This window comes from Micromonospora sp. NPDC007230 (genome assembly GCF_042869115.1).
Lineage (GTDB): Bacteria > Actinomycetota > Actinomycetes > Mycobacteriales > Micromonosporaceae > Micromonospora.
Window position 1 is genome coordinate 28,290 of the sequence record NZ_JBIAFE010000012.1, and the last position, 12,803, is coordinate 41,092.

9 protein-coding genes are annotated in these 12,803 nt (G+C 68.2%); 3 read left to right on the plus strand and 6 right to left on the minus strand.

The window, feature by feature from the left end; translation table 11 throughout:
- Window positions 1–115 precede the first annotated feature (115 nt).
- From ACFYML_RS18490 to ACFYML_RS18500, 3 genes are all read right to left on the minus strand, one after another.
- On the minus strand, window positions 116–1,699 hold the full coding sequence (locus tag ACFYML_RS18490; RefSeq protein WP_387421752.1) for a beta-1,3-glucanase family protein: 1,584 nt from the start codon (window positions 1,697–1,699) through the stop codon (window positions 116–118).
- Window positions 1,700–1,861: 162 nt separating this feature from the next.
- Window positions 1,862–3,391: a ricin-type beta-trefoil lectin domain protein gene (locus ACFYML_RS18495; protein ID WP_387421753.1), complete on the minus strand. Its 1,530-nt coding sequence runs from the start codon at window positions 3,389–3,391 to the stop codon at window positions 1,862–1,864.
- 425 nt (window positions 3,392–3,816) lie between these two features.
- On the minus strand, window positions 3,817–3,999 hold the full coding sequence (locus tag ACFYML_RS18500) for a SpoIIE family protein phosphatase (RefSeq protein WP_387421754.1): 183 nt from the start codon (window positions 3,997–3,999) through the stop codon (window positions 3,817–3,819).
- Between the two features lie 98 nt (window positions 4,000–4,097).
- On the opposite strand from ACFYML_RS18500, the gene ACFYML_RS18505 reads away from it, so the two are divergent.
- The gene (locus tag ACFYML_RS18505; protein ID WP_387421755.1) at window positions 4,098–5,234 is read left to right on the plus strand and encodes an RNA-guided endonuclease InsQ/TnpB family protein; all 1,137 of its coding nucleotides are present in this window, start codon (window positions 4,098–4,100) and stop codon (window positions 5,232–5,234) included.
- Between the two features lie 26 nt (window positions 5,235–5,260).
- On the opposite strand, the gene ACFYML_RS18510 is transcribed toward ACFYML_RS18505, so the two are convergent.
- The 3 genes from ACFYML_RS18510 to ACFYML_RS18520 form a co-directional block, all read right to left on the minus strand.
- On the minus strand, window positions 5,261–5,461 hold the full coding sequence (locus tag ACFYML_RS18510) for a hypothetical protein (RefSeq protein WP_387421756.1): 201 nt from the start codon (window positions 5,459–5,461) through the stop codon (window positions 5,261–5,263).
- Between the two features lie 303 nt (window positions 5,462–5,764).
- Window positions 5,765–7,060 carry an asparaginase gene (locus ACFYML_RS18515; protein WP_387421757.1) on the minus strand — a complete coding sequence of 432 codons (1,296 nt, stop codon included), beginning with the start codon at window positions 7,058–7,060 and terminating at the stop codon, window positions 5,765–5,767.
- A 254-nt stretch (window positions 7,061–7,314) separates the two neighbouring features.
- Window positions 7,315–9,927 carry a M14 family zinc carboxypeptidase gene (locus tag ACFYML_RS18520; protein ID WP_387421758.1) on the minus strand — a complete coding sequence of 871 codons (2,613 nt, stop codon included), beginning with the start codon at window positions 9,925–9,927 and terminating at the stop codon, window positions 7,315–7,317.
- A gap of 1,224 nt (window positions 9,928–11,151) precedes the next feature.
- On the opposite strand from ACFYML_RS18520, the gene ACFYML_RS18525 reads away from it, so the two are divergent.
- Window positions 11,152–11,649: a SigE family RNA polymerase sigma factor gene (locus ACFYML_RS18525; RefSeq protein ID WP_387421759.1), complete on the plus strand. Its 498-nt coding sequence runs from the start codon at window positions 11,152–11,154 to the stop codon at window positions 11,647–11,649.
- Between the two features lie 128 nt (window positions 11,650–11,777).
- Complete coding sequence (locus ACFYML_RS18530; RefSeq protein WP_387421761.1) at window positions 11,778–12,749, plus strand: hypothetical protein; 972 nt, start codon at window positions 11,778–11,780, stop codon at window positions 12,747–12,749.
- The last annotated feature ends 54 nt before the right edge of the window (window positions 12,750–12,803 follow it).

The window sequence follows — 12,803 nt, forward strand, 5'->3', positions numbered from 1 at the left end:
TCTACACCGGAAACACCGGCTACGTCCCAAACGTGCCCCGCTGCTGAACACCTGCGCCGCCGGCCGGGTCCCTACCGGACCCGGCCGGCCGCCGGCGGTGGTGGCCGTCGGGGTGTCAGACCTTGTGCCACTTCTGGTTGGCCGTGCCCGCGCAGTCCCAGATCTGGAGCTTCGCGCCGTCGCTGCCGTTCCAGTCCTTGATGTCGACACACTTGTTGGCCTGGAGGTTGACCAAGTCCCCGGCCGCGTTGAGGGTGAACTGCTGGGCGCCGGTGCCGTTGCAGGTGTAGAGCTGGACGACCGCGCCGTTGGCGGTGGACCCGGCGTCGACGTCCATGCACTTGTTGTTCTGGCTCTGCAGGGCCGTGCCGGTGAACGTCCACTTCTGCGCGTTGGTGCCGTTGCAGGGCCACATCTGCAGCTGGGCGCGGTCGACGAAGTTCGAACTCGGCACGTCGATGCACTTGTTGTTCCAGTTGCTCACCACGGCAACCCCGGCGCCGGGGCTGCCGCCGGCGAACGGGCTCAGGATCAGCCCGGCCGCGCGGGGGTCGCCGTCGTGGACCAGGGACTCGAAGCCGCCGACGTCGTCGAAGGCGAACGCGTACGCCTTGCCGTCGGCCATGTTGGCGTGGATCAGCCGGGCGTACTGGTTGGTCGGGTTGCTGCGGTAGAAGTCGGCGGCGTTGCTGCTGGGCTGGGTGTCGATCGTGCCGAGCGTGCCCCGGTTCAGCGCGGCGCAGAGCGTACGCGAGATCGGCCCGACCACCTGGTCGTTCGGCGCGGGCAGGTCGCCGTCGCAGCCCCAGACGCTCGCCGAGGATGGCCGGTTGAAGGAGGCGACGACCTGACCGCTGCCGTTGGTGAAGGTCATGGTGCTACCCGAGGTCCGCCCGTAGTACCGGATGCTCGGCTGGTCGGCGAAGGGCACCACGGTCAGGGTCTTCGTGGTGTATGCGTTCCACGCGGCGGCGATATAGGAGTCGAGGTAGGTGGCGTTGAGTAGGCCGGCGCCGGCGGCCTTGCCGGGGGCCAGGACGCGGAGCACGGTCCCGTCCGACCGGGTGTACACGGTGTTGGCCCAGCCCGGCTGGGCGCGGATCCCGTCGATGACGGCGTTGCGTCCGTTGGCCACCGGGTCGCCGGTCCGCTTGGTGGCGCCGTTGGCGCCGGTCACGGTAACCGCATGCGGCACCGCGAACATGTCCACCTGGGAGCTGTTCAGCCACAGCCCGGCATCGTTGTAGGTGAACTCGCTCCAGTCGAAGAGGATGTCCCGGTTGGCGTCGCCGGCGGCCCACGGGGCGGGCTGCACCAGCCCGTCCGGGGTGAGGAAGAACTTCAGCTTCTGCCCGAGGGCGAAGTAGACCCGCCCGGAGAAGCCCCGTGGGAACTGAATGGTGGCGCTGCCGCCGTTGCCGGGACCCGGGATCGAGGCGTCGGGTGCCGGCGACGGCGGAATCTGGCCGCCGGTCCATGGCACGAACGTGCCGCCGGAGGTGACGTAGCCGAGCCGGCCGGTGGCCAGCTGGGTGCCGATGACGTACAGGTAGACCGGGTCCGCGCGGCCGGTGGTGTTGGTGACGGTGACGGGCAGCAGCGTCGGACCGACCGCGCGTGCCGGGGTGGCGGCGACGGTGCCGGCGAGGCCGGCGAGCAGGGCGGACGCGACGGCTAGCAGCTTTCTTCGGAGACTCATGAATACCACCTCGGGGAAACGGGGACGGGACAGAGCGGTCTCGGAGTGATCGACTCGGGTTGCGGCAGATGGCGGAGGGTTCCGCTCGCCTGCGGAGGCCGGCGGGCACGATCGCGGCCGGACCGGCGGCGATCGCCGCCGCGCCCGGTCCGCGACCCGGTGTCAGCCGGTGCGCCACTTCTGGTTGGCCGTGCCCGCGCAGTCCCAGAGCTGCAGGCGGGCACCGTCGGAGTTGTTCCAGTCCTTGATGTCGACGCACTTGTTGGCCTGCGGATTGACCAGATCACCGGCGGCGGAGAGGACGAACTGCTGGGCCGGGTTGCCGCTGCAGGTGGCGATCTGGATGACCGCGCCGTTGTCCCGCGAGCCCCAGGCGACGTCCATGCACAGGTTGTTCTGGGTACGCAGCGTGCCGCCGGTGAACGTCCAGCTCTGCGCCAGGGTGCCGTTGCAGGTCCAGGTCTGCAACGGCACGCCGTCGGAGAAGTTGGAGAACGGCACGTCGATGCACCTGTTGTTCCAGTTGCTGATGATCCGCGCCCCGCCGCCGGTCGTGGTCAGCGACAGCCCGTAGACGCCGAGGATCTCGTTGACCGGCTGGAACCACATGGTGCCGCCGGTCGTGCAGTTGCCGGTGCCGCCGGAGGTGACGCCCTGGGCCTGGTCGCCGGAGAGCCAGGAGCCGCCGGAGTCGCCCGGCTCGGCGCAGGCGTTGCTGCGGGTCAGCCCGTAGACCGCGCCCTGGGCGTAGTTGACGGTCTCGTCCCGGCCGAGGATCGTGCCGCACCTCCAGCCCGTGGTCCGGCCCGAGCGACACACCGAGCTGCCGATCACCGCGTCCCGCGAGCCGGCCACCGGCGCGTTGCCGCCTGCGTAGTTGTTGACCCACGGGCGCGGGGTCCAGTTGCTGTTCGTGCGTACCCAGGCGTAGTCGTTGCCGGGAAAAGACGAGCCGGCGAAGGTGCCCTGGGCCACGTTGTTGTAGCCGAGGGTGGAACTGCCGGTGCCGCCGCAGTGCCCGGCGGTGACGAATCCGCCCGCTACGGCGAAGCCCACCGAGCAGAGCACGTTTCCGTTGATCACGAACTGGTCGCCGCCGCGGATGTCGTACACGGGTCGGGGCACGTCCGCCTCGGTCACGTAGCGGACCAGGGTGCGGGGTGCTCCGCTGGCCGCCACGAAGGACGCGGCCGCCGCCGTGTGGCCCGGCTGAACCAGCACGACGACGGAGTTGCCGACGGTGTCGGCGTACCAGCCACGCACGGCGGCCGGCCGTTGGCGCGCCGCGTACCGGTCGAGGGTGGCCCGCGCGGCGGCGAGTGTGGTCAGGCTGTGGGTGACCAGCCGGGGCTCGGCGCCTTCGGCGCGGACGGCGGTGGCCGCCGCCGGGTCGGTGACCGCCACGGTCAGCCGACGGCCGTCGGTCAGCCAGGCACCGGCGTACCGCGCGCCCAGCCGGGCCCGCAGCCGCCGGTCGATCACCGCCGCCCCGGCCTCGACCCGGAGCCGGGCGACCACCTCACGGTCGGTGAGCCCGAGATCCCGGCGCATGGCCTCGGCCATGCCGGGGGCGAGACCGGTCGCGTCGGCGGCGCTGGCGGTTCGCGGTGGTTGCGCCACCGCGGCGGTGGGTGGGGCGGCCAGGCCGGCGGCGAGGACCCCGGTGACGAGCAGCCCGAGGAGCTTGTTCATCGATCTCCTTCCAGCCGGGCCCGACGGGTGCGGGGCCGGCGTGAGACGGGGGAAGAGAGCGCTCTCTCATAGAAGACTGCCTATTAGTTAACTTTCTTGTCAAGTCGGTGTCGGGTGTGCCGGGCCGGCCCGCCCGGCCCGCTGCCGGTCACTGGCAGACGCGGACGTAGTCCACGAGCATGCGGGACGGGAACCGCGCCGACGCGTCGGGCGGGACCGGCCAGTCGCCACCCGCCGCCAGGCCGCGGATCAGGTAGAAGGGTGGTCGAAGACCCCCCGGGCCGCGCGTCGCCTCCACCGTGTCCTTGCCGGCGTAGGGGACCTCTGTGTTGTCACCAGAAAACGCATCCCTCGGCTGTCCCACTCGGTTCCGGGCAACAGTTGTTGGGAGTGCTGTGCGAACTGCGGTGCCGCGAACAGTCCCACTAGTGGGCCCCGGGGTTGGGGAGGCGCTCCACACGTTGACCCACGGCGAGCAGCGGCGGCGGATGCCCGGCGTTCGCCCAGACGAGGAGGCTGCTGCTTGGCTGGTATGTGGCGATGACGGCGGTGGCGGTTGTGGCATTGCCGGTGCGGCGCAGCAGTGTGTTGAGTCGAGACAGGATCATCGGATTTGCGGCGTGGAAACCCGGCGGTTTACGGCCGGGAGGAAACGCCGCCCCCTCCCTTGCGATGAGTGTCTTACATGGACGGTAAAATGTGAGGCGTGGGGGATGTGGTGAAGCGGGCGTACAAGTACCGCTTCTACCCGTCTCCTGAACAGGCCGGGCAGTTGTCCCGGACGTTCGGGTGTGTGCGTCTGGTGTACAACCGGGCGTTGGAGGCGCGGACCCGGGCGTGGGCAGTGGATCGGCATCGCACCACCTATGTGCAGTCCTCGGCCTGGCTGACCGAGTGGAAACGCACGCAGGAGTTGGCGTTCCTGAATGAGGTGTCGTCGGTGCCGTTGCAGCAGACGCTGCGGCATCTGCAGGCGGGGTTTGTGGCGTTCTGGGACAAGCGGTCCCGGTATCCGAGGTTCAAGTCCAAGCGCAGGTCGCGGGCGTCGGCGGAGTACACGCGTTCCGCGTTCCGGTGGCGTGACGGTCAGCTCACCCTGGCGAAGATGAACGCCCCGCTGGACATCGTGTGGTCGCGGCCCCTGCCCGAAGGGGCGGAACCCTCCACGGTCACCGTGTCTCGGGACGCTGCCGGTCGCTGGTTCGTATCCCTGCTGGTCGAGGACCCGACGGTGAAGCCACTGCTGCCGGTCGCGGCGGAGGTCGGTGTGGACGCGGGCATCACCAGCCTGCTCACCCTGTCCCACCCGATCCCCGGAATCAGCGACGAGCACGGAAAGGTGGCCAACCCGCGTTACGGGCAGGCCGACCGGCGCAAGCTCGCCAAGGCGCAGCGGAACCTGGCCCGCAAACAGAAGGGCTCCAACAACCGGGCCAAGGCCCGGCTCACCGTGGCCCGCATCCACGCCCGTATCGCCGACCGGCGGCGCGACAACCTGCACAAGCTGACCACCCGACTCGTCCGTGAGACCCAAACGGTCGTGATCGAAGACCTCAGCGTGCGCAACATGCTCCGCAACCGCCGCCTGGCCCGCGTCATCTCCGACGCAGGCTGGGGCCAGTTCCGCAGCATGCTGGAGTACAAAGCCACCTGGTATGGGCGTGAGGTAATCCCCGTCGACCGGTGGCTGCCCTCGTCCAAAACCTGCTCCGGGTGCGGGCGGATCAACACCACACTCGCCCTCAACGTGCGCTCCTGGACGTGCCCGGGCTGCGGGGTCGAGCACGACCGGGACATCAACGCCGCTAAGAACATCCTCGCCGCCGGGCTGGCGGAGAGGTAAAACGCCTGCGGAGCTGACGTAAGACCTCAAGGGAAAATCCTCCCGGAAAGGCAGTCGGCAATGAAACAGGAAACCTCACGGGCAACCGTGGGAATCCCGGCCCCTTCAGGGCCGGGAGATGTCAAGGCTGGTGGGTGTTCCTTGGCGGCGTACGCCTCCGCTGGGTAGCGAAGCCCGATCATGGTCTCGACGGCGTCGAGTTCATGACCGACGTCGCCGACGGTCATCAGCAGATTTCCGTTGTCCAGCGGCAGCGCCAGGTACCAGTCCCCGCCGATGTGCAGCGTGGGGTCGACCGCTGTGGCACCGCACGGCGACCCGTAAGCCGCGGATGTCGGTGTGGCGCTGGTGACAGCTGGATGGCGTGTTGCAGTGTGTGGCTGATGTGCCCGTTTCTCGGGCTGCCTGCCACCGTGGGATCACCGGCTCTGAGCCGCCCTGTCCGCACCGCAGGTCGGGGCTACGTCGCGGTGCAGTGGATGCCGGCCGCAAGATGGGGGCCGGCACCGCGCTGTGCCCGCCCCCGACCGTCAGTTCTGCGGATTGCCGGGGGGAGCGGTGTTCCACTCCGGGTTGCCGAGCGATTCGACCAGCTGGCGGACCTTCACCGCGTCCCCGGGGGCGGTCGCCAGGCTCAGCATTAGCAGCAGTCGGGCCTTCTGCGGCAGCAGGTCGTCGCCGTCGAAGATCGGGGCGGTGCTGCTGCCGCCACTGATCGAGCCGGAGCCGACCCGGCTGGTGCTGACGAAGAAGACGCCCTTGGCGATCGCCCCGGACCGGGCGGCGGACTGGGCAGAGGAGATGCCGCCGGCTCCCGTACCCGCGGTCACGATGCCCTTGACCCCTGCGTCGGCGAACGCGGTGATCGCCTCACCGCCGGCCTGCTGGTAGTTGTAGACCACCTCGACCCGGGGCAGCGACTCCACCTTGACGTCGCTCAGCTTGAACGGGGTCAGCCAGCGGTTCTTCTGATCGCAGTCGGCGACCCGGGACGGCGCCCGGCCGACCTTGATCTCCGAGCCGTCGATCCAGCCGAGTACGCCCAGCTCACGGGTCTGGAAGGTGTCCATCCGGGTGGTGCTGGACTTGGTCACGTCCCGCGCCGTGTGGAACTCGTCGTTGAGCATCAGCACGGTGCCGTAGCAGTACGTGGACTGGCTGGCGGCCAGGACGATCGAGTTGTAGAGGTTCGCGGGGCCGTCCGCGCCGATCACCTGCGGCCCGTCAACCGTGCCGGCCGCCCACGGGCGCATCGCCCCCGTCATCACCACCGGCTTACGGTTCTGCACGGTCAGGTCCAGCCAGTACGCGAACTCCTCCATGGTGTCCGTCCCGCTGGTGACCACCACCGCGTCGGAGGTTTGCAGCGCCTGCTCCACGGCGAGGGTGAGGGCGTGGAGCTCGGCGATGGTGTAGCCGCCGGAACCCTTGTTGCCGAACTGCACGGTGGACACCTCGGCGACCTCGCCGATCTCGGGTTGGAGTTGGGCGACCATCCGGTCGATCGGAATCTGGCCGGCTCGGTAGTTGGTGAAGCTGCTCCGGGAGGTGGCGACGCCGGCGATCGTGCCGCCGGTGCCGATCACGGTCACCTTGGGCTTCTTTGTCTTGGCCTCGGCGACCGCTGTCTGGTAGGCGACGCTCTGGATTTCTGTGGCGGCGATGACACCGCCGGTGGCGGCGCCGGAAGGCGGGCCGTCCGGCTCGTCGGCGCCGCTCGATGTGATGGCGAGTACGGCCGCTGCCGCCAGCGCGGCGGTGAAGACCGGGGCGGTCAGGGTGGCAATCCGTCGGGCTGGCAGAAGCCGGCGTTGGTCGAGGGACAAGGCAACCTCCGTAAAGGTCGGGGGCGGGGGGAAGTGCCTCGGATCTTGCGGGCCGCTGCTTTCGTCGGCGTTACACCGGCATTTCTCGATACTGTTGGACGCAGTGGTGAATGCCACTCTGAACTGCGTACACGCCGTCGGAGATTGGCCCGAGTCGCCAAGAATTCGGGCAGCAGTGACATTCGGCGGCGAGGAGGCCGTGTCCGGCGGGACGCGACCCCCTCGGTGTTCGGAGCCTTGGTTCGACGCCGCGGCTAGCCGCGGAGTGCCCCCGGCAGTGCCGCCGCGTCCACTGCGGTGGACGGGCCGTGGTAGATCGCGTTGAACAGCAGCTTGCTCGGGTCACGAGACCACGTACGGAACGTCGGCTCGCTACCGAACGTCACGATCAGACCCTCGCCCACCTGGTGTTTGACGATGTTGGCCTTGCCGTTGAGGTGCTCCCCGCCGATGAGCCAGCCGCTCTGCAACTGCTCACCGGACTTGGGGAACGAGGAGACCACGTCGCCGCCGGTGACGTTGTACGCCTGATCGCCCTCGCCGAACCACACCGGCGTGTCCGGACGCATTCCCCAGGCCACCGGGTCTGAGGTGTCGAACCGCTGGCTGAGGATGCTGCCGGGCGAGAAGAACTGGTGCTCGTCGGAGGGAAGCGCCGGAGTGATCGGCAGCGAGGCTAGCTGGCGCGCGGTCGCCACCGAGTCACCGATCGCCAGCAGCGTCCCGCCGTCCTCGACGAACTTGCGCAGCTCGGCCCAGCCAGCCTCGCCAACCCCGTACGCCCAGGACCACTCGGCCGGGTAGCGGTCCCGGTTCAGGCCCGAGACGATGTCAGTCCGGCTGATCCCCGCCGGCAGCACGATCGTGTCGAACTTCGCGTTGAGGTCGCCGGCGAAGTCGGCGGCGACGACCTCGGTGAAGCCGATGCCATACTGCTCGAAGAGCCACTTCATCCAGCCGCCCGGGATGTTGTTGATGCCCCGGAAGAGGCCGACCCGGGTGTTGTCCTTGAGCTGCTCCGCCGCCACCTGCGGCGCCTGCCCGACGCTGAAGACAGGGATGCCGGTCTTCCGGGAGACATCCTGCAGGGCGGTCTGCGCCGCCTTGCTCGGCTCGACGATCAGTGTGCCCGGGGCGTAGGTACGTCCGCCGGCCGAGAACTCAGTGCTGGCACGGAAGGTTCCCGCACCGGCCTTTTGCAGCGCGGCGATCATCATCGCCGTGCCGTAGGACTCCGGGCTGACCAGGTAGGCGCCGTTGCCTCCCGGGTCGCCGGGGAACGCCGGATTGGCTGGCTGCACCTTCTTGACCTGGGTGGTCGAGGCGGTGAAGGGCTTCGCGACGGTGTCGACGTGGACGCCCAGGAGCATCGGCAGGGTCTGCGCCGTCACGTCGTACGGGCTCTGCGGCGGGCCGCCCGGGTACTCCCGCAGGTCCGGGTAGCGCTGCACCTCCAGCAAGGTCTTGGCGAACCGGCCGTAGGGCTGTGCGTAACGGATGACCCAGGAACCGGCCTCGTACCGCTTGCCGTTGGCTGTGAAGGCGGAGGTGGCCTGCTCGATCTCGACATCGCCGGTCTGCAGGGTGTTCAGCAGCTCGTACGTGGCGAATGGATCCCGCTGACGGGCCGGAACCACGTAGGCGAACGGCTTGTCGGCGCTCGGGTCCACCGCGTTGCGCTGGGTGCGGTAGAAGTTGTAGAGCCACTCAGTCTTGTACTTGGCGACGTTGCTCAGCGCGCCGAAGACCGCCGTGTCGAGGTAGTCCACGATTTGCGCCAGCGTCCAGGTGGACTGGTCGTACGGCTCGATGAAGTTGGTGTCGGGCTCTTGCGGACCGATCGGGCCACCGTTGCTGCTCTTGTAGGTGTAGGCGAGGTCCTGTGCGCTCGCCGCCTCGACGAGGATGCGCGGTGCGCCGTGGTAGGTCATGTACTGGCGCGACGGCGTCCAGTAGTCGTAGGTCGAGCCCCACTGCACGCCCTTCTTGCCCTCGGCGGTCAGGCTCCGTGAAATCTCCATGCCGAGGGAGTTGGTCTGCTGGACGGTGATGGGGTCGATGTTCGGGTCGTTCGGCGACAGGTACGGCGGGATGAAGATCCGGCCCCGGCTGTTGCCCATCTGGTGCAGGTTCTGGACGACCTGCGGCTTCCATTCGTTCTGCAGGGCGACGCTGATCTGCGTCTCGGGCTGCGTGATCATGAACCAGTCGCGGTTGTCGTCGTGCCCGGTGTATTTCTGGTAGAGGTCGGGATAGGTGCGAGCGTAGTTCGTTCCCGCGGTTTTGTTGAAGTAGTCGCCCACCCATTTTGTGCCGTCTGGGCTTTGTGCCGGAATGATGAGCAGTACCACGTTGTCGAGGATTTCCGAAACGGTGGTCGACTTCTCGTCGGCGAGCCGGTGGAGAATGTTCGGAATGGCCTGTGCGGTGCCCACCTCGGTTGAGTGGATCGCGGCTTCCAGCAGGAAGATGGACTTGCTCTGCGCGGCGAGTTTCTTGGCCTCCGCCTCGGTCAGGCCGCGCGGATCGGCCAGTCGCTGGTTGCTCTCCTTGATCCGGTCGAGTTTCTTGAGGTTGTCCGGCGAACTGACCGTGAGGAGCGGGAAGGGCTGTCCTGTCGCCGTCTTGCCGATCTCCTGGTAAAGCACCTTCTGGGATTTGTCCGCGACGAGCTTGTAGTACTTGACCAGGTCGTCCCAGCGGGCGAGCTTGCCTTCGGTGCCGAGTGGGAAGCCGAAGAACTGCTCGGGTGTGGTGATGCGCGGGGCCGCGAGGGCGGTCGAATTCAGAACGAGACTGGTGCTTAAGGGCAGGGCCAATGCAAGGAGAGCTGCGGGTAGCAGACCTCTCCTCTTCCAGGTACGCATGGACATTCTCCTTGTGCTTGTCGCCGTGCTGAACGAGTGTCGAATCCCGGACAAGGGTGATTCTTTCGGAGTTCCGACGAGTGTCGAATTCCGGGCAGGGTCAATCACTGCGAGAACCGAATATTTTAACCCCCTTTCATGTATAGAAATATCAGAATGTGTAAGGCCAGGTCAACTTTTTGAGCATTACTTGAGGTTCGCCGTTCGGGCCGCCCGCTCGCCGGACGAACGGCGGCGTGCATCTGGGCGTGAGTGACGCGGCTGACCCTCAACGGCGTCGTGCAGCAGGCCCGCCACGACGGCCTCTGGACCGTGCAGGGCGAGCAGCGCGCCGCCCGCCGGTGGCCGCTTCGCGACCCCTCCCCGCCCAGCTGTTGCGGGCCAAGTCGGCCAGCTTCACGTGGCGGGCCCAGCGGGTGCGCGGCGCCCTGTTGATGACACCGGCGTGGTCGTCAACGGGAGCTGCCAAATCGGGTTAACCAGGAGCAAACGGGCGTGGTCCGGGGCCCTTCCTACGTGGACCGTGGCGAGGGCGAGGTGGCTGTGCCGAACCTGAACGCTTGGAAGGATCGCCGCTGGCGGTGGTGCGGCATCGAGCTGCCGTTCGAAGTCAGCGGCCCGGCGGAGCTGGCCGCCCACTACAGGTCAACAGCTGCGCTGTTCCAAGCCGCCACGGCGGGACCAGACCGGTCTGGGACGCGGCCAACGTAACCCGGGCGGGCCGGGTCCGCCCAGCGTCACTGCCACCCAGATTGCTCTTGAAGCGCCTCGTCAGTTCCGGCCTGGCTGTGGCCGATGCACAGATCTAGCCGCGAAGCGCTCGTTACGTTCGGTGGCAGTTCTCCGGGCTGACTCGCCTCCCGACGTAGCCGATGAGCGGGGGCGCCCATGGCCGTCCGAGCGTGCCAATCCGAATTCCGCTGCTGTTTGGATGGTGGTAACCGATGCGGTCCACCCGGCTGGAAGCCGTAGACCGGTCCGGCCTGCCTATCGCTTATCATGCCGCCTGACTGGCCCTTCGACGAGGACACCCCGGAGGAGTTCCTGGCCGTGGTGGCCTGGGACCATGTCGGGCAGCTCGTTTGGCATTGGGGGCATCACCCGGAGTCGTAGCATCGACAGGCGGTCGTTCGGTGGCGCGTCCTCGGGAAATCCGCCCGGCGGGGGCAACCTTCTGGATCGGCCCTCGGGTAGTACCCGGCGACCCACTAAGAAGGAGAGCCGGTGGCACCCAGCGACACGTTCGCGGAGTTCGTGACGGCCCGATCAGCTCGGCTTCTGCGTACCGCCTATCTGCTCACGCATGACTGGGCGCACGCGGAGGACCTGCTGCAGACGGCGCTGGTACGCGCGTGGGGCGCCTGGGGGCGGATCGACGCCGACCCGGAGCCGTACGTACGAAGAATCCTGGTCAACGTCTACGCCTCCTGGTGGCGGCGCAGGTGGCGCCAGGTCGAACAGCCGACGTCACAGCTTCCGGAACGACCGACGGCCGACGAACTGTCGCACGTGGACCAGCGGGACCAGGTGTGGCAGGCGATCGGCAAACTGCCCCGACGCCAGCGGACGGTGCTGGTGCTGCGCTACTTCGAGGACATGACGGAGGCACAGATCGCAGAGGCGATGGGCATCTCGGTGGGCACCGTCAAGAGTCAGGCCACGAAGGCACTGGCCAAGCTGCGACTGGATGAGTCGCTGATGTTGGAGGCAGCGCACCGATGATCGACCTCAGGGAACTCATGGACCAGCGCTCGGCCCACGCCGTACCGTCGGGCGACCGCCTGGCAGAGGTCCGGCGCAGGATCGCCGTGCGTCGCCGCCAGCGAGCCGCGGCCGGGGGAGCGGGCGCCATGGCGCTGATAGCAGCCCTGGCGACCTACGTCACCATTCCCGGTGGCGAACTGGCCCAGCCCCCGAAGGTCGCCGCCGGATCGGCGACTTCGTCGGCCAGCACGCCGGCTGCCCCGAAGCCGGTGGCGGGCCGCAAGGTCGGACCCTTTACCGAATACGTTCGCGGCTACCACGTCGTCGCCTTCGGCAAGGCGCCCGTGAGCTCGAAGAAGGTGGAATTCACCTGGGCCGTCAACGCGACGGACGTGGCGTTCCTGACCTACTGCCCCGGCCTGCCGAAGGACACGTCGCTCGACCTCAAGTTGGCGATCAACGGCAGCGACGCCGGCTACACCACCGGCTGCAACTCGGAGCTGCACAACGACCCTTCCCCCTACGGCCCGCGCCGTGGTCACGGCTCGCCGTCGGGCCCGACGGCGCCGCCGGGAGCGAGCGTCGGCGACACGGTCACGGTCACCTACACGGTGAGCGGCGCACAGCGCAACGGTCACCTGCCGACGATTCCCACCGAGGGCACCATGTACGTCGCGGTGGCCGAGAAGGTGCCGTTCACGCAGTACCCCCTGCCGCCCCGCCCGGCCAAGCTGGCGCCGCCGAAACCCGACGGCATGGCCGACGAGCCCGGCACCAAGGTGATGCGCAGCGACCCGGCTGATCCGAACAAGCCGGTCACCACCAGGCTGACCTGGCACCGGGGTTTCGACTTCACCGTGGTGCCCCAGACGCCCGGCATGTACCAGGTCTCGGTCAACGGTATGCCTGTGCTCGGCGGAGAGGTCTATGACTACTCCGGTAACGGTCCGAACGTCTCCTGCCAGGTGAAACGGACGGACAAGGGCAGCTGCCTGCCCCAACTCGAATCCGTCAAGGACGGTGACACCGTCACCGTCACCGTCACCGCCCAGCACGCCACCGGGCCGTGGCTGGCCGAGCTGCGCTCGGAGTTCCAGGACCCGTCAGCGCGGGGCTGACCCACGGTCGCCCGCTACTCGGATCCGGATCTCCGTTCACGGAGGCCGTCCCGT